Annotated in this window: 16 protein-coding genes; 9 read left to right on the top strand and 7 right to left on the bottom strand. The window is 73.1% G+C overall.

The genetic code is table 11. The features are described from left to right. The first annotated feature begins 132 nt into the window (after positions 1-132). The 4 genes from ACYVHU_RS01485 (at position 133) to ACYVHU_RS01470 (ending at position 3,349) form a co-directional block, all read left to right on the top strand. Positions 133-573 carry an Lrp/AsnC family transcriptional regulator gene (locus tag ACYVHU_RS01485; RefSeq protein ID WP_078760309.1) on the top strand — a complete coding sequence of 147 codons (441 nt, stop codon included), beginning with the start codon at positions 133-135 and terminating at the stop codon, positions 571-573. An 86-nt stretch (positions 574-659) separates the two neighbouring features. Then, positions 660-2,327: an ATP-binding protein gene (locus tag ACYVHU_RS01480; RefSeq protein ID WP_078760308.1), complete on the top strand. Its 1,668-nt coding sequence runs from the start codon at positions 660-662 to the stop codon at positions 2,325-2,327. Further along, the gene (locus ACYVHU_RS01475) at positions 2,324-3,010 is read left to right on the top strand and encodes a response regulator (RefSeq protein WP_078760307.1); all 687 of its coding nucleotides are present in this window, start codon (positions 2,324-2,326) and stop codon (positions 3,008-3,010) included. Before ACYVHU_RS01480 ends, ACYVHU_RS01475 begins: the two co-directional genes overlap by 4 nt. A gap of 63 nt (positions 3,011-3,073) precedes the next feature. Then, a complete protein-coding gene (locus ACYVHU_RS01470) occupies positions 3,074-3,349 on the top strand; it encodes a DUF4031 domain-containing protein (RefSeq protein WP_078760306.1) in 276 nt (91 codons plus the stop codon). A gap of 10 nt (positions 3,350-3,359) precedes the next feature. On the opposite strand, the gene ACYVHU_RS01465 is transcribed toward ACYVHU_RS01470, so the two are convergent. Next, complete coding sequence (locus tag ACYVHU_RS01465; protein WP_498947376.1) at positions 3,360-4,019, bottom strand: HD domain-containing protein; 660 nt, start codon at positions 4,017-4,019, stop codon at positions 3,360-3,362. 221 nt (positions 4,020-4,240) lie between these two features. Here ACYVHU_RS01465 and ACYVHU_RS01460 point away from each other — a divergent pair, with 221 nt between their 5' ends. Together ACYVHU_RS01460 and ACYVHU_RS01455 are read left to right on the top strand one after the other, a co-directional pair. After that, the gene (locus ACYVHU_RS01460; RefSeq protein ID WP_498947375.1) at positions 4,241-5,185 is read left to right on the top strand and encodes an ABC transporter ATP-binding protein; all 945 of its coding nucleotides are present in this window, start codon (positions 4,241-4,243) and stop codon (positions 5,183-5,185) included. Beyond that, a complete protein-coding gene (locus tag ACYVHU_RS01455) occupies positions 5,182-5,955 on the top strand; it encodes a hypothetical protein (RefSeq protein WP_498947374.1) in 774 nt (257 codons plus the stop codon). The genes ACYVHU_RS01460 and ACYVHU_RS01455 overlap by 4 nt, the downstream gene beginning before the upstream one ends. A 70-nt stretch (positions 5,956-6,025) precedes the next feature. Here the strand turns inward: ACYVHU_RS01455 and ACYVHU_RS01450 are convergent, their stop codons facing one another. The 6 genes from ACYVHU_RS01450 to ACYVHU_RS01425 all read right to left on the bottom strand — a co-directional run bounded on the left by ACYVHU_RS01450 (position 6,026) and on the right by ACYVHU_RS01425 (position 11,925). Beyond that, positions 6,026-7,405 (bottom strand): sodium/glutamate symporter, encoded by a 1,380-nt coding sequence (locus ACYVHU_RS01450; RefSeq protein WP_159457213.1) that lies wholly within the window; start codon positions 7,403-7,405, stop codon positions 6,026-6,028. Positions 7,406-7,954: 549 nt separating this feature from the next. Further along, positions 7,955-8,611 carry a response regulator gene (locus ACYVHU_RS01445; RefSeq protein ID WP_078760301.1) on the bottom strand — a complete coding sequence of 219 codons (657 nt, stop codon included), beginning with the start codon at positions 8,609-8,611 and terminating at the stop codon, positions 7,955-7,957. An 89-nt stretch (positions 8,612-8,700) separates the two neighbouring features. Then, positions 8,701-10,302: a sensor histidine kinase gene (locus ACYVHU_RS01440; RefSeq protein WP_078760300.1), complete on the bottom strand. Its 1,602-nt coding sequence runs from the start codon at positions 10,300-10,302 to the stop codon at positions 8,701-8,703. 74 nt (positions 10,303-10,376) lie between these two features. Continuing rightward, positions 10,377-11,060 (bottom strand): PhzF family phenazine biosynthesis protein, encoded by a 684-nt coding sequence (locus tag ACYVHU_RS01435; protein WP_498947373.1) that lies wholly within the window; start codon positions 11,058-11,060, stop codon positions 10,377-10,379. 89 nt (positions 11,061-11,149) lie between these two features. Next, on the bottom strand, positions 11,150-11,482 hold the full coding sequence (locus tag ACYVHU_RS01430; RefSeq protein WP_078760298.1) for a winged helix-turn-helix domain-containing protein: 333 nt from the start codon (positions 11,480-11,482) through the stop codon (positions 11,150-11,152). Then, entirely contained in the window at positions 11,479-11,925 is a 447-nt protein-coding gene (locus ACYVHU_RS01425) for a hypothetical protein (RefSeq protein WP_078760297.1), read from the bottom strand. Before ACYVHU_RS01425 ends, ACYVHU_RS01430 begins: the two co-directional genes overlap by 4 nt. Before the next feature lie 252 nt (positions 11,926-12,177). Here ACYVHU_RS01425 and ACYVHU_RS01420 point away from each other — a divergent pair, with 252 nt between their 5' ends. The 3 genes from ACYVHU_RS01420 to ACYVHU_RS01410 all read left to right on the top strand — a co-directional run bounded on the left by ACYVHU_RS01420 (position 12,178) and on the right by ACYVHU_RS01410 (position 15,850). Then, on the top strand, positions 12,178-13,401 hold the full coding sequence (locus ACYVHU_RS01420) for an MFS transporter (RefSeq protein ID WP_078760296.1): 1,224 nt from the start codon (positions 12,178-12,180) through the stop codon (positions 13,399-13,401). A 145-nt stretch (positions 13,402-13,546) separates the two neighbouring features. Continuing rightward, on the top strand, positions 13,547-14,746 hold the full coding sequence (locus tag ACYVHU_RS01415) for an ROK family transcriptional regulator (protein ID WP_235000736.1): 1,200 nt from the start codon (positions 13,547-13,549) through the stop codon (positions 14,744-14,746). Between the two features lie 21 nt (positions 14,747-14,767). Continuing rightward, on the top strand, positions 14,768-15,850 hold the full coding sequence (locus tag ACYVHU_RS01410) for an ABC transporter substrate-binding protein (protein WP_078760295.1): 1,083 nt from the start codon (positions 14,768-14,770) through the stop codon (positions 15,848-15,850). The last annotated feature ends 18 nt before the right edge of the window (positions 15,851-15,868 follow it).

Genomic DNA, 15,868 nt, shown 5'->3' with positions numbered 1-15,868 from the left:
CGGCGCCCTCGTCCGGTTCGAGAAAGGATGCTGTGAAGCGTCCCGAAAGAGAAGAAGCACCTCACGGCGCGAAGGCGGTTCCGCTTCGCGTTCGCAATCCGTTCGCGGCGATGTGGTTTATGATCGCCAACCATGCTGGATGACGTGGACTGGCGGATCCTCGACGAGCTCCAGGCCGACGGCCGGCTCTCCTACAACGAGCTGTCGCGGCGGGTGAGCCTGTCGGCCCCCGCCGTCGCCGAACGGGTGCGCCGCCTGGAGGAACGGGGCGTGATCACCGGCTACCACGCCCACGTGAACCCGGCGGCGGTCGGGCTGCCCGTGATGGCCCTGGTGCGGATGGAGTGCTACGGCCCCCTGTGCCTCCTGCGCGACGCCGCCGCGGCGAGCCGTCCGGAGATCCTGCGGATTCACCGCATCACCGGGGACGCCTGTTGCGCGCTGCTGATCGCGGTCCGCTCGATGGCCCACTTCGAGGAGGTCATCGACCGGCTCACCCAGCATGGACGTCCGGCCAGCAGCATGGTGCTGTCCAGCCCGTTGTGGTGGCGCGGCGTCTCCCGAGGGGGGTAGGCGCGCAGGCCGCCCGGGCCGACCTGGCACGATGGGTCCTCCGGGGGCCACCTCCCCGATGATCCGCTCGTTCCTGGAGCCCACCGATGCACGCCCCGCACTGGCGCACCCCGCTGTCCCTCACCGGACACCTGTTCATCGCGCACGTCCTGCTGCTGACCGTGGCGCTGGGGACGACCGGGATGCTGTGGATCGTCCAACACGAACGCGAGATCGACCGCCACTACACCGAGAGGGTCCTCGTCATCGCCCGTTCCGTGGCCGCGTTGCCGCAGATCCACGACGCGCTGGAGCTGGAGGACCCCGCGGCGGTCATCGACCCGTTGACCGACCGCATCACCGCCGCCACCGGGGCGCAGTACATCGTGGTGGCCGACCCCACCGGCATCCGCTACTCCCACGTCGACGACTCGCTGATCGGGCAACGGGTCTCCACCCCTCCCGGTCCCGCCGCACGGGGGCGGGAGTGGACCGGCGTGCAGACCGGGACCCAGGGCCGCACCGTGCGGGCGAAGGTTCCGCTCTTCGGCGAGGAGGGCGACGTCGTCGGCTACGTGTCGGTCGGCGTGCTCGAATCCGACGTCGAGAGCGTCGCCGCGGGCGCGCTGCCCGCCATCGTCGCCACCATCGCGGCGGTGCTCGCGTTCGGCGCGGCAGGCGCCTACCTGCTGTCCCGCCGGGTCCGCGCCAAGACCCACGGCCTGGAACCCGGCGAGATCACCGCCCTGCTGGAAGGCCGCGAGGCGCTGCTGTACGGCATCCGCGAAGGGGTGCTCGCCCTGGACGCCGCGGGCCGGGTCACCCTCGTCAACGAGCCGGCCCGTCTGATGCTGGGGCTGGCCGACGACTGCGAGGGGCGCCGGCTGGAGGAGCTGCCGCTCGACGCGCGTCTGCACGACGTCTTGTCGGGGGCCGACCCCGGTACCGACCGGGTCGTGCTGGCCGGGCGGCGGGTGCTGGTGTGCAACCGCATGCCGGTCCGCGTCCGCGGGGAGGACAGCGGCGCCGTGGTGACCCTGCGCGACCGCACCGAGCTGGAGTTGCTCGCCGGCGAGCTCGACGGCGCCCGCACCCTCACCCAGGGGCTGCGCGCGCAGGGCCACGAGTTCGCCAACCGCATCCACACCGTGGCCGGGATGCTGGAGCTGGGCGCCTACGACGAGGCCCGCGCCTTCCTGGAGGAGCTGAGCGCCGCGCACGTGCGTACCAGCGCCGACATCGCCGGGAGGATCGGCGACCCCGCGCTCGCGGCGCTCGTGCTCGCGAAGTCGGCGCAGGCCGCCGAACGCGGCGCGGAGCTGCGGCTGGCCCCCACCACCGAACTGCCCGGCGCCCTGCCCGGGGCCCTGCGCTCGGACCTGCTGCTGGTGGTGGGCAACCTGCTGGACAACGCGCTGGACTCGGTGGCCGGCGGGACCGGTGACGAAGGAGAGGAGTGGGTGGAACTGATGCTGATGCGCCATCGCGTCTCGCGGGGGCCGGCGCGTGACCTGGTGGAGGTCCGGGTGACCGACTCCGGGCCCGGCGTCGACCCGGCGCTGACCGACGAGGTGTTCTCGCTCGGTTTCACCACGAAGGTGGCGCGCGACGGCGGACCGCGCGGACTGGGGCTGGCCCTGGTCCGCCGGACCTGTGAGGAGCGCGGCGGCGAGGTCACCCTGGAGCGCGCCGCGGACGCCGAAGAGGGCGGCTGCTCGGTGTTCACCGCCTACCTGCCGGTCGTGGAGGAGACACCGCGGGCGGTGCGGTCGTGATCCGGGTCGTGATCGTCGACGACGACGTGCGGGTGGCCCGGACCCACCGCGACCTGGTGGACTCGCTCCCCGGCTTCACCGTGGCCGCCGTCGCGCACACGGCCGCGGCGGCGCTCGCCGCGGTCGAGGCGCAACGCCCCGACCTGGTCCTGCTCGACCTGTACCTGCCCGACGAGTCGGGGATCTCGGTGCTGCGCAGCCTGCGCGCCCCCGCGCGCGCCGGGACCATCCCCCCGGTGGACGTGCTGGTGATCACCGCCGTGCGCGACGTCGACCAGGTGCGCGCGGCCCTGCACGGCGGCGCGGTGCACTACCTGCTCAAGCCGTTCCCGTTGGCGGCACTGCGCGACCAGCTGGAACGCTACGCCGCCGCGCACCGCAGCCTGGACCGTATCGGCGAGGCCACCCAGGGCGACGTCGACCGGCTGTTCGGCCTCCTGCGCCCGGCCCCGGCCAGGTCGCTGCCGAAGGGACTGACCCAGGCGACGGCCGACCTCGTGGCCGAGACGCTGCGCGCCGCGGGGACGGACCTGTCGGCCGCGGAGGTCGCCGTACGCAGCGGCGTCGCGCGGGTGACCGCGCGACGCTACCTGGAACACCTGTGCGCGGAGGGACGCGCCGAACTGAAGATGCGCTACGGCTCCACCGGCCGTCCCGAGCACCGCTACCACTGGGTGCGCTGAGAGGCGGGGGCGTGGCGCTCCGGCGGGGCGCCGGCCCCTCCGCGGTGGCCTACCCTCGCTCCCGTGACCATCCTCATCGATCCCCCGCTGTGGCCCGGCCCGCGCGACCTGCTGTGGTCGCATCTGGTCAGTGACGTCTCCTACGCCGAACTGCACATGTTCGCCCGTGAGCTCGGCCTGTCCGAGCGGGCCTTCGAGCGCGACCACTACGACGTGCCGCAGACGCTGTACGACCGCGCGGTGGCGCTGGGGGCCGTGGAGGTCCCGGGCCGCGTGCTGGTGGCCCGCCTGCGCGCGGCCGGGCTGCGCCGACGCAAACGCGGGCGGCGGGTGAGCTGATCCGACCGGCTCACGCCGTGGCGTCGCCCGGCCCGGGGGCCGTTCCGGTCAGCTCGCGCACCTCCGCGGCGACGTTGGCGCGGGCCCGCGCCTCCCAGAGGGCACGCGCCCGCTCGGTGTGGAACAGCGCCGGGGCGGCCAGCAGGCCCTCCAGCAGCGCGGCGCGGGCGGCCCGGAAGTCCGCGTCGGCGACGTGGCGGTACTCCTCCCGGACCGCTCGGGCATAGGCCGCGTACTCCTCGGGGGTCCCGCCCAGGACCGACAGGTCCGCGTCGCACAGCACCTCGGCGTCGGCGTCGCCGGGCCGGGGGCGGTGGGCGGCGGTGACCCGGACCAGGCGGGCGACCTCGGCGACGCGCCGGGCGTCCACCCCGCAGGCCGGCAGCAGTTCCTCGGCGAGCCGGGCGCTGCGCTCCTCGTCGGCGCCGGGCTCGCCCTGGTAGACGGCGTCGTGGAACCACGCGGCGTAGCGGACGGCCGTGATGTCGGCGGCCTCCTCCGCGAGCTCGCCGACCGCTTCCAGTACCGCGCGCAGGTGGTGGAGCGTGTGGTGGCGACGGTGCGGCTCGTCCCATCGGGCGACCAGTTCGGCGCCGACGGCCGCGGCCCGTTCCCCCGGCCCGGCCAGTTCCCGCCAGGCTGCGCACAGGTCGGATCGGTGTGGGGGCATCGCGCCCTCCTCGTGTCTGCGTCCGGCTCGTGGGTCCCGCCGGACGTTACCCCACGGACCGCCCTTAGCGCCGGTCCCGGGTGACGAAGGACGGTGCCCTCCCGCGCCGGGACCCGCCGAAAGACGGGGGAACGCGCCGTCGATCGCCCACTGTGCCACCGCCCTTCCCGCGCCTAGGGTCGGTGGGCCATGGGAGACGACGCGCAGAGGGGAGACCGTGCATGATCACCTTCCACGGACTGACCAAGCGCTACGGCGACAGGATCGCCGTGGACGGGCTGACCTGCGAGATCGCATCGGGGCGGGTGACCGGGGTGCTCGGTCCCAATGGGGCGGGCAAATCGACGACGATGCGGATGCTGCTCGGCCTGGACGCCCCCTCCGCGGGACGCGCCCTGATCGACGGCCGTCCCTACGCCTCGCTGCGCCACCCGCTGCGGGAGGTCGGAGCCCTGCTGGATGCCCGTGCGGTCCACCCGGGTCTCACCGCCCGCGCCCACCTGCTGGCGCTGGCGCGTGGCAACGGGATCGCGGCGCGACGGGTCGAGGAGGTTCTGGAGACCGTGGGCCTGGCCCGGGTGGCGCGCCGACGGGTGGGGACGTTCTCGCTGGGGATGTCACAGCGCCTGGGCATCGCGGGGGCGCTGCTGGGTGATCCGCGTGTCCTCGTCCTCGACGAACCGGTCAACGGCCTGGACCCCGACGGGGTGCGCTGGATCCGCCGGCTCATGCGTTCGCTGGCCGGCGAGGGACGCGCGGTCCTCGTCTCCAGTCACCTCATGAGCGAGATGCAGGAGACCGCCGACCACCTGATCGTGCTCGGCCGTGGCCGGCTGATCGCCGACGCCCCGTTGGGGGAGATCATCGCGCGCAGCACGGGCAACTCCGTCCGGGTCCGCACTCCGCGCGCCGCCGAACTCGTCACGGCGCTGACGGGTGCGGGGATGCAGGTGAGGTGGACGGCCCCGGAGGAGCTCCGCGTCACCGGCGCGCCGATCGAACGGATCGGCCTCCTCGCCCACGAGGCCGGGGTGCCCCTGCACGAGCTCAGCCCGCGCACGGCCTCGCTGGAGCACGCCTACCTGGAGTTGACCGCCAGCAGCGTCGCCTACGCTGCGCCCACGCCGGACACCGTCCCGGCGGCGGAAGCGTGGGGGCGGTCATGAGCGGGAACCGATCGACCGTCACGCCCCGCGGCGGCGGCCTCCCCGGGGCTTTCGCCGCGGAGTGGACGAAACTGTGGGGGGTGCGCTCGACCTGGCTGTGCGTCGGTGCGGCCCTGGCGATCGGCACGGCCGTCATCACGCTGATGACCTTCTCGCTGCACTCCTCCGGTCAGGCTCGGACGACCGTGAACGCCTCCACCGGGCTGGGGGTGCTGTCGGCCCAGTTCGCCGCCGTCGCCCTCGCCTCGCTGGCGATCACCGGCGAGTACGCGACCGGTGCCGTGCGCACGACGCTGACGGCGGTGCCGCGGCGTGGCGCCGTGCTGGCGGCCAAGGCGGGCGCGGTGACCGTCACCGCTCTCGTCACGGGGGTGCTGCTCGGGCTCGCGGGGTGGGCGGTGTCCGCGCTCTTCTACGGTCCCCACCTGGTGGTCCACTTCGTGGACCTCGTCCACGGCACCGTGGGGACCGGCCTGTACCTGGCTCTGCTGTCACTGTTCGTGCTGGGTCTGGGCGCGGTGCTGCGCAGCACGGCAGGGACGGTGACCACGACGATCGGGCTGCTCGTGGGCGTGCCGCTGGCCGCGCAGGTCCTGGGCGAGAAGGCGTTCGTGTGGTTCGCCGAGCACTCGCCCGCGGGCGCGCTCGAACCCCTGGTCTCGGGGCGGGAGCTGCCCTATGGCGCGGGGACGGCGACCGTGGTGCTGCTGGTGTGGGCGGCCGCGGCGCTGGCCGCGGGGTACGCGCTGCTGCGCCTGCGCGACGCCTGACCGCCGGGCCGTACACGTGGGGGCCGCCCCGTACCGGGACGGCCCCCACACGGTGTCCATGGGACCGGGGTCAGGCCCCCTTGGTCACGGGGGCGGCGTCGCCCTCGGCTGTCGCGAAGGCCCGTGCCCCGGCCCAGCGCAGGGCGAAGGCGAGGACGAGCACGCCGGCGCCCACCAGGAGGGAGATCCCGGTGAACGGCCAGACGAGGCCGGCCACGACCACCAGCGGGGCGATGATCACCGTGCCGATCTCAAACGGCGCGTAGGCCATGTAGGCCAGGCCGTACTCCTCGATGACCTTGCTCTTCTGCTTGGGGTCGACGATGCGCAGCAGCGCGATGCCGCTCGGGGTGGAGCCGGCCGCCCATCCCCAGGTGAAGATGCCGCGCTCGAACCAGCGCTCGCCGAAGACCCGCGGCGTGACGACGAAGAACATGAACAGGCAGTAGGCCAGGCCGACGAGCGTCAGCAGGAGCAGCGGGACGATGTTGTCCACGACCACCGACGGCACGATCGCGGCGATACCGAACGCGACGAGGTAGTCGGTGGCGGTGCCGGAGAGGCTGTTGACCGTGGTGCCGTCCACGTAACTGCGGGCCGGGGTGCGCTTGATGATCACGCCGGCCACCAGGCCGACGAGCATCGCCATGGCGAAGACCGGGACCGAGATCGACGGGAACAGCGCCTTGATGCCCTCGGAGAGCATGTACCCGCCGAGCACGACCAGGCCGATCACGGTCATCGGCAGCGCGAGCGGCTCCAGCGAGTTCGGCGAGGTCGTGGCCCGGCCGATGGGGGCGCGTTCGGCGTCGTCGCGCAGCAGGCCGGTACGCAGCGACTCGGGCAGCTGGTCGAAGGAGGAGATCTCCTGGACGACGCCCTTGCGCACGCCCCACTTGACCAGGGCCAGGCCGACGACGATGGAGGCGACCATGCCGAAGGTGGCCGAGGTGAAGCCGAGCGTCTGGAACTCCTCCATGCCGGCGTCGGCGATGGTCGGGCTCATCGCGGCCACCGTGCCGAAGCCGCCGACCCAGCCGGCCGGCACGAGCATGCCGAAGGCGTCGGGCAGGTCCCAGAACAGGTTGAGCACGCCCAGCGCGAACAGGAGGCACACGCCCCACTGGAGCACGTATCCGGCCACGGAGTAGGACCACATGGCCCGGGCCCCCTTGGCGACGCCCTTGGCGTCGAGGCCGCCGGCCAGCGGGATCGCGCCGAACACCACCGCCACGAGGATCGTGGTGTAGGTGTTGAGCTGGTCGGAGAAGGGGATGAGGTTCAGGCCGTAGGGGCCGAGGGCGAGGCCGAGGACACCGGCGATGATGCTGGCGGGCAGCATGAGCCGCTGCGCTATGCCGACCTTGGCGCGGATGATCTTGCCGACCAGCAGCAGCCCGCTGATGCAGCCGACATCAACGAGGATGCTCCATGCGTCGAAGTCTCCCACTTGCGCTCCTACTAACACGGGACACGCGGCACCCGGGTGCGGCGCGTGCGCGGACGGGACCGCGCCGATGGGCGCGGTCGTGAACAGGAGTTGACCGGAGGATCCTCTGGGGTCCTCGAATCCGGGGAACGTGCCCCTGCGGGGAGGCACGAGGCGCGTCCGCGCTCGCTCGGGAGGGAGGACGGGGACGGGCCGGCCGGTCCGGTCAGAAGGTGAGGCGCCGCCGATCGGAGGACGGCGCGACGGGAATGGCCGGATGGGGATCGTGTGACGTGCTCCACTCAGAGCGCAACACCGCACGCACGATCTCTCCCACCGACACCCCCGATGACGCATCGGCGCCCCCGCTCTCTGCGGGATGCGCTTCCGACGTGGTGAATCCGCCGGTCGGCTCTGTCACCTACCGGTCAGTAACGACAAATGTCGCATAAGTCAGAGTTTATGGCGAATTACCCCACTCACTTGCCCGGACTTCTCATCTGAAGACAGGACATCGACCCAGGCCACGGTAACCGACCGTCAGGACCGGCTCGTCCCCACCCCGCGTTCTCAGTCCTGCGCGACCAGACCCGCCTCGTAGGCGACGATGGCCGCCTGCACCCGGTTGCGCACGCCCAACCGGCCCAGGATCGCGCTGACGTAGCTCTTGACCGTGCCCTCCACCAGGTGGAGCCGGCGCCCGATCTCGGCGTTGGACAGTCCCTCCCCCAGCAGCGCGAGCACGTCCCGCTCGCGCTCGGTCAGCTCACCGGCCCGGCGGCGCGCTTCGGCGCCACGCGCCATCCGGCCGTCCCCCAGTTCGGCGATGACCCGCTGGGCGACCCGCGGCGACAGAAAGGCCGCCCCCTCGGCCACGGCGCGCACCCCCGCCAGGAGTTCCCGCGGGTCACCGGCCTTGAGCAGGAAGCCGCTGGCCCCCTCTCCCAGCGCCCGCGCGATGTAGTCGTCCTCGCCGAAGGTGGTCAGGATGACGACCGCCGTCGCGGGCGCCGCCCGCCGCATCTCCGCCACCGCGGCCAGCCCGTCCAACCGGGGCATGCGGATGTCCAGCAACGCGACGTCGGGCCGGTGGCTGCGTGCCAGTTCGACCGCCGCGCGGCCGTCGGCGGCCTCGGCCACCACCTCGATCTCCGGATCCGCGCTCAGGATCGCCCGCACACCGGCGCGGATCATCGCCTCGTCGTCGGCCAGCAGCACCCGGATCATGCCTTGTCCCCCTCTCTCCGGCCACACCGGTCACCTGCGAACATACGGCGGTGTGACAATCCCGACACTCCCAGGAACCGCCAAACGGGTCAGTACGGATCGTAGGCGTCCTTCGCCACCACAACGCCATCGGCGAAGCACAACCGGTGGACCCGGTGGCCGGCGCCCGCGTCGAGGGAGGAGCCGGAGCGGTAGTAGCGGCATTCGGCCCCCGGCGGTACCGGCGGCTGTTCCTCTCTCGCCAGGGACTCCTCCTGGACCTCGGGCAGCACCGCCTCCGCCGACGCCTGGTCCTGTCCGACGCTCAGCAGCGCGAACCGCTCGGGCGGCAGCTCGCTGTGGAGCGACCGCTGGAGCCCCGACACCATCCCCACCAGCATGAGCCCCGCCACGCACAGCGCGGGAAGGCCCAGCACCACGACCATGCCCCAGCCCACGCGCCAGCGGGCACGGCGGTAGCGGTCCGCGGCGCGCACACGCTGGTCGGCGACGGACTCGGCCGGCTCGGCCGCCGCCCGCGCCGCGACACCGCTCACCGGGATGCGCGCCTCCACGGCCCAGCCGCCCTCATCACGCGGCCCCGCCCGAAACGTCCCGCCGGCCAGCCGGACCCGCTCGCCCAGGCCGATCAGGCCGTGGCGCCCGCCGCTCGCGCCGAGGGACGGGCCGCCGCGGGCGCCGTCATCGCCGACCTCCACGACGACCTCGCCGGGCCGGTGGTCGACGCGGACCTCCACGGCGGAGCCCGGCGCGTGCCGGGCGGCGTTGGTCAACGCCTCCTGCACCACCCGGTAGACGGCGCGATCCGCCATGGGTGCCAGCACCTCGGGGGTGCCCGTGGAGGTCAAGGCGACCTCCAACCCCGAGTCCCGCGCCCGTTCGACCAGCGCCGTGACGCTGTCATCGGCGGGCTCCGTGGGGACCTGTTCGGAGTCGTCGCGCAACACCCCGATGATCTGGCGCAGCCGATCGGTGGCCACGGCCGCGCTCTCGCGCAGCTCGCCGGCCGCCGTCCGGTGCCGTTCGGACAGGTCGGGGGCGACTTGGAGGGCGCCCGCGCGCAGCGCGATGAGGCTGAGCTCGTGGCCCAGCGAGTCGTGCATGTCCCGGGCGATCCGGGCCCGCTCCCGCAGCCGGGCCTGTTCGGCGGTGATCCGCTGTTCGCGTTCAAGCTGCTCGGCGCGCTCCCAGCCCGCGGAGAGCAGCTCCAACTGCTGACGCCGGTGGGTGCCGACCAGCCACGGCAGGACGACGGCGAGCAGGAAGCCCGCCACCGTGGTGAACCAGACGCCGTTGTGCGCCGGCCCGTCCACGGCCACCACGGCGGCACCCCCCGCCGCGATCCCGGCGAACACGACGACGACCGCCCGGTTCACCGGCCGGTGCCGGCCGACCCGGTAGGACAGCGCCAGCAGCGGCAGCGCGAACCAGGACAGCAGGAGCGTGGCCGCCGCGGCGACCGGTACGGCGACGAGCGAGGAGAAGCGGGCGAGCACCGGCAGGGCGAGGAGGAGGGGCAGCGCGACGGCGATCCGTACGGTGAACATGCCGTCGGCCGTGTTCAGCTCACGGAGCAGCGCCTCCATGAGCAGGAGCGGTCCCGTGGCCACGACGAGCAGCGCGTCCACGGCGAGCTCGCCCCGGCCCGGCCGGCCCCTCCCGCCCCCGTCGACCGTCGTCGGTGTCCCCATGCCCTCGACGCTACCGGCCGCCCCCTCGCCGGGACACCGTCGAAGGACAGGGGTCCACCCCCTCTTCCGGCAGGTCAGGGGAGCCGGTAGGAGCGCTTCTCCAGCAGGGCGCAGCGTCCGCCCAGCCGTACCGTCCCCTCCGGATCGGGACGGACCTCGATGCGCGACCCGCGGCCCTGGTGGATGGTCAACGGACGGTTCAGCAACGCGCCCAGGCGCAGCGCGGCGGCCCCGGTCGCCTCGCCCTCGGCGATGCCCATCCCGTCGGGGAACACCCGGGCCCGGACCGTCCCCGCGGTCTCGTCCTCCCAGGCCCACACGTGCAGCTCCACCCCCCGCTCGCCCTCGGTGAGCGCGTCGACGTCGGCGGGGGTCGCCAACTGCCGGGTGTCGAACTCCGGTGCGAGGGCCGGATCCGCGCGGATCCAGGTCCACTCGCCCTCGGACCAGGTGGGGACGTCGCCGGCGGGAGGACGCAGGACGTCGACCGGCGTCCCCTCGCGGCGCAGCAGCCAGGAGGTGCCCACCAGGGGATGTCCGGCGAGGGGCAGTTCGACCGCGGGGGTGTGGATGCGCAGTCCGGCGGTGGAACGGTCCTCGACGAACACCGTCTCGGAGAAGCCGAGGTCGGCCGCGATCCTCTGGCGGGTGGCGGCGGGCAGGGGTGCGGCGTCGAGGAAGACCCCGAGGGGGTTGCCGCCGGTCCCCCCGTCCCCGAGGAAGACCGTGACGACGTGCAGGGTGGCGTGGGAGCTCATGAGGGGAACCCTGGCACGGCCGCTCGCGCCGCACCACCCCGGCAGGGTCGCCCCCTCCGAGGCGGCCGCTCCCGGCCACCGCCGCCCGGTCACTCCTGTCCCTCCGCCTCGGTTCCCGAGGGCACCGCCACGCCCTCGGCGATGTCGCGGAGCGCCTGGACATGCCGTTCGAAGGCGTCGCGCCCTTCGGCGGTCAGGGACAGCCGGGTGCGGGGGCGGCGCCCCACGGAGGTCTTGCGGACGGTGACGTACCCCGCCTTCTCCAAGGTGGTCACCTGTTTGGACAGCACCGAGTCGCTGACCTCGACGGTGTCGCGGACGAACCTGAAATCGGCCTGGTCGGCCGCTGCCAGGACCGCCACGATCGAGAACCGGACCGGTGCGTGGATGACCTCGTCGATCCTGCCGCGTGGATGCCTCATCGCCGGCCTGCCTCCGTGGTCGCGCGCAGGGTCTGCCAGGCCGCCACCGCGGGCGGCACCGCCGTGAGGAGGGCGCCGGGGATCCACCAGGCGGGTTCGCCGGGGAACAGGTACAAGCCGATCAGCAGGACGGCGCCGTAGAGCAGCGCCCAGGCCAGGATCATCATGCCGTGGCGCCGCCCCTGGCCCCGGGGCACCGTGGCCGAACGACGTTGCGCGAGAGCCGTGAGCAGGGCGATGGCGGACGCCCAGGTCAGCGTGGCGACCACGATCACGCCCGGGCCGGGGAACAGTCCGAGGACCGCCGTGCATCCGGCGGTGAGCACGGCGTAGCAGGCGGCCCAGGAGGCGTACCAGCGTCCGGTCGCACGGACCTTGGCGTCGATGACGCCCGCCGTGGTCAGGGCGGTCCGGGCCTCCCCGCGCGAGATGCCGTCGTTCATGGTGTCCCCGCCTTCCTTCCAGGGACGGCCGTTCGGCCGTCCTCCCGTGTGCAGGATGGCAAATACTTTCCACTTTGGCAAGTACTTTCCATGCAGCCATCTTCGTGAACGCGCGGCACCTGCGCGACGAGACGGTATCTTTGGCCGGGTAAACGCCAGGTGATGGGATGAATCCCCGCCCTCCACGCACACGGGGTCCCCCTCTTCGCCCCCTCGCGACCAGGAGCGCCGCCCGAAACGACCAGGAGTGCCATGTCCCCCCTCGCCGCGCTGCGCCGGATGCGTGAGATCGCCGGCACTCCCCTGCTGGCGGCCTCCTTCCTCGCCCGCCTGCCGGTCTCCATGTCCCTCATCGGCGTGCTGACCCTGGTGACCACCCAGAGCGGCAGCGTCGCGGCCGGCGGACTGGTCTCCGGGGCGCTCGCGCTGGGCGAGATGGTGGGCGGCCCCGTCATCGCCCGCCTCGCCGACCGGCGCGGGCAGCGCCCGGTCGTCCTGACCGCCTCCCTCGTGGACGCCGCCCTCATCGGTGTTCTGGTCACCGCGGTCTTCGCCGGGGCGAGCACCCCCACGCTCGCGGTCCTGGCGATCCTGGCCGGGCTGGCCATGCCGCAGATCGGCCCACTGGCCCGGGCGCGCTGGATCTCCATCGCCGGACGCTCCCCCCACGACCGGGAGCGTTCGGTGGCCGCCGCGCTGTCGGTGGACGGCGTGCTCGACGAGACCGGGTTCGTCGTGGGGCCGGCCCTGGTGGGCCTGCTCGCGCTCGCGGCCGACCCGGCCATGAGCGTCCTGGGCGCGGCCGTCCTCATGGGCGTGTTCGGTTCGGTGTTCGCGCTGCACCCCACGGCCCTGCCCGGAGCGCCGCCGCAGTCCGACGGCGGTCGGGTGGGCGGCCTCGGCCTGTTCGTGCTGGCGCTGCCGATGGCCTGTCAGGGGATGTTCTTCGGCAGCACGTCGACCGGCGTGACCGCCTACAGCCAGCAGATCGGCCACGGCGACCTGTCGGGACTGTTGTACGCGGTGATGGGGGTCAGCAGCGCGGCGGCCGGGCTGCTGATGGCCTCGGTGCCGGCCCGGGTGGCGTTGACCCTGCGGTTGCGCGCGGCCTCGCTCGGCCTGGGGCTGTTCTCCCTGCTGCTGTTCGTCGCCCCCGACCTGTGGACGCTGCTGGCCGCGATGTTCCTGCTGGGCAGCGCGATCGGCCCGCACGTGGTGACGATCTTCGCCCTGGTGGAGCGCAGCGCGCCGGCCACCCGGCTGGCGCAGGCGATGACGATCATGTTGAGCGCGCTCATCCTGGGCCAGTCCCTGGGGTCGGCCGTGGCGGGCGACCTCGCGGAGCGCTATGGCCACCATGGGGCGTTCGCCCTGACGACGGGGGCGGCGTTCGCCGCGTTCGCGGTCGCGGTCCTGGTGGTGCGATCCCGCTGGTACATCGCCGGCGACCGCTCCCCGGCGCCGGCCGACGCCTGACCCGACAGCCACTCCTGGGTTACCCGCGAGTAGAACACGATTCGGTTACTTCCGTCGATCTTCGACATAAGTTCCGTTGACGATCTCCAAAAGACTGCCTAGTTTGTGCGCTACGCCACACAAACAGGGGAAGTCGGAGACATTCGTGACCTCACCAGGAGACGTGCTCGACCTCATCAGCCGCGGGGCGGCCGAGACCCGGGCGGACCTCGTGCGTCACACGGGCATGGCACGCTCGACCATCGGCCAACGGGTCGACGCGCTGATCGAGTACGGCCTGGTCGAGGAGACGACCCCCGGCGGCTCCACCGGCGGACGGCCGCCGCGCCTGCTGCGGCTCAACACCCGTGACAACTGCGTCATCGGCGTGGACCTCGGCGCCACCCACTGCCGCGTCGCGCTGATGGACATCGGCGGGACCCTCCTCGCCACCCGTGAGGACCCCCTCCGCATCGACATGGGCCCCCTACCGGTCCTGCGCCACATCGACACCCGTATGCACGAGCTCCTGGCCGAGACGGGCCGGCCGCTCGCCACGGTCAAGGCGATCGGCATCGGCGTCCCCGGCCCCGTCGAGTTCGCCACCGGCCGGCCGGCCAACCCGCCGATCATGCCCGGCTGGCACGACCATCCCATCCCCGAGTTCTTCACCGACCGCTACGACGTCGAGGTCCTCGTCGACAACGACGTCAACGTCCTGGCGCTCGGCGAGCGCCGCTACGCCCACCCCGACGCCCGTCACCTGCTGTTCGTCAAGGTCGGCACCGGCATCGGATGCGGCATCATCGCCGACGGGCGGCTGCACCGGGGCGCCCAGGGCAGCGCCGGCGACATCGGGCACATCCGCGTACCCGACGCGGGAGACGCCCAGTGCCGCTGCGGCAACACCGGCTGCCTGGAGGCGGTCGCCGGCGGCGCGGCCCTCGCCGAACGCCTCACCGCCGCCGGGATCCCCGCCGAGGACGGCCGCGCCGTCGTGGACCTGGTCAACCAGGGCGACCCCACCGCGCTGCGCATGGTCCGCGACGGCGGCCGGCTCATCGGCGACGTCCTGGCCGGCCTGGTCAACTTCTTCAACCCCGAGGCCATCGTCGTCGGCGGCGTCATGGCCCACGTCCACGAACCGCTCCTGGCCGGTATGCGCGAGGTCATCTACCAGCGGTCGCTGCCGCTGGCCACGCACCGGCTCACCGTCGTCCCCAGCAGGTCGGGGGAGCTCGGCGGCGCGCTCGGCGCCGGCCGGCTGGCCATCGACCGCGTCCTGTCCCCCGGCCACATCGACCGCGCCCTGGCCCACCGGCCCGGCGCCACCCCATCCCCCCGGCCGCCCACGGCGGCCCGGTAGCACCACCCCCTGGAGGCACAGATGGGTTCGTTTCCGCACCGGTACCGCGCCGTCGCACTGGCGGCCGGAGCACTCCTGATCACCACGAGCGCGTGCAGCACCCCCGACGCGGGGGGCGGCGGTGGCGACGGTGCCGCCGCCGAGGGTCCCTTCACGATCGGTGTCAGCAACGGATTCGTCGGCAGCGAGTGGCGTGAGCAGATGCTGACGACCCTGGAGGAGGCGTTCGCCACCTACCAGGAGGAGGGCGTGGTCGACGACCTCGTCGTGGAGAGCGCCGACGTCGACGTCAACGGCCAGATCCAGCAGATCCGCAACCTGGTCAACTCCGGCGTGGACGCGATCATCGTCAACCCCAACTCCCCCACCGCCCTGAACGAGGTGTTCGCCGAGGCGGCCGAGCAGGGCATCGAGATCATCGCCATCGACCAGGCGGTCAGCTCCGAGCACGTCACCAACGTCGTCATCGACCAGGGCGAGTGGGCCGCGATCTCCGCGCGCTGGCTGGCCGAGGAGGTCGGCGAGGGCGGCCGGATCATCGCGGTGAACGGCGTTGACGGCCACCCCGCCAACGAGGCCCGCTGGGAGGGCGCCTCCGCGGTCTTCGACGAGGCGGGCGTGGAGGTCGTCGCCAACGACTTCGCCGACTGGGACCAGGCCACCGGCCAGCAGGTGACGCAGAACCTGCTCGCCAGCCACCCCGACGTCGACGGCGTCTTCGTCCAGGACGGCATGGCGCTCGGGGCCTTCCAGGCGCTGGAGGCCGAGGGCCTGACCGACGAGGTGGCGATCACCGGCGAGGCCCGCGTCGGCTTCATGAAGCGCTGGGCGGAACAGCGCGAGGCCGACCCCGACTACTCCAGCATCGGCGTGCCCAACCCGCCCTCGGGGTCGGTCTCCGCGCTGCACATCGCGGTCCGTCTGCTCCAGGGCGAGGAGTTCGCCCCCGACACGCTCGACGGCAACACCCTGTACCTGCCGATGCCGGAGACCGTCACCGACGAGAACTTCGACGAGCGCTTCGCCGAGGTCGAGGGCGAGGCCGACACCTACGCGGTGGACCACGCGATCACGCCCGAAGAGGCCGACGCCTACTTCCAGTAGACCGCCGATCCCCGCGGA

It is taken from the genome of Marinactinospora endophytica (assembly GCF_054780875.1).
Note: the sequence above shows the minus strand (reverse complement) of the source record. Positions and strands in the feature narration are given on the sequence as shown.

Bases quoted from the DNA above. Each gene is read 5' to 3' on its own strand.
- ACYVHU_RS01485 (WP_078760309.1), top strand. From the start codon at position 133: ATGCTGGATGACGTGGACTGGCGGATCCTCGACGAGCTCCAGGCCGAC.
- ACYVHU_RS01480 (WP_078760308.1), top strand. From the start codon at position 660: ATGCACGCCCCGCACTGGCGCACCCCGCTGTCCCTCACCGGACACCTG.
- ACYVHU_RS01465 (WP_498947376.1), bottom strand. From the start codon at position 4,019: ATGCCCCCACACCGATCCGACCTGTGCGCAGCCTGGCGGGAACTGGCC.
- ACYVHU_RS01460 (WP_498947375.1), top strand. From the start codon at position 4,241: ATGATCACCTTCCACGGACTGACCAAGCGCTACGGCGACAGGATCGCC.
- ACYVHU_RS01455 (WP_498947374.1), top strand. From the start codon at position 5,182: ATGAGCGGGAACCGATCGACCGTCACGCCCCGCGGCGGCGGCCTCCCC.
- ACYVHU_RS01445 (WP_078760301.1), bottom strand. From the start codon at position 8,611: ATGATCCGGGTGCTGCTGGCCGACGACGAGGCGATGATCCGCGCCGGT.
- ACYVHU_RS01440 (WP_078760300.1), bottom strand. From the start codon at position 10,302: ATGGGGACACCGACGACGGTCGACGGGGGCGGGAGGGGCCGGCCGGGC.
- ACYVHU_RS01435 (WP_498947373.1), bottom strand. From the start codon at position 11,060: ATGAGCTCCCACGCCACCCTGCACGTCGTCACGGTCTTCCTCGGGGAC.
- ACYVHU_RS01430 (WP_078760298.1), bottom strand. From the start codon at position 11,482: ATGAGGCATCCACGCGGCAGGATCGACGAGGTCATCCACGCACCGGTC.
- ACYVHU_RS01425 (WP_078760297.1), bottom strand. From the start codon at position 11,925: ATGAACGACGGCATCTCGCGCGGGGAGGCCCGGACCGCCCTGACCACG.
- ACYVHU_RS01420 (WP_078760296.1), top strand. From the start codon at position 12,178: ATGTCCCCCCTCGCCGCGCTGCGCCGGATGCGTGAGATCGCCGGCACT.
- ACYVHU_RS01410 (WP_078760295.1), top strand. From the start codon at position 14,768: ATGGGTTCGTTTCCGCACCGGTACCGCGCCGTCGCACTGGCGGCCGGA.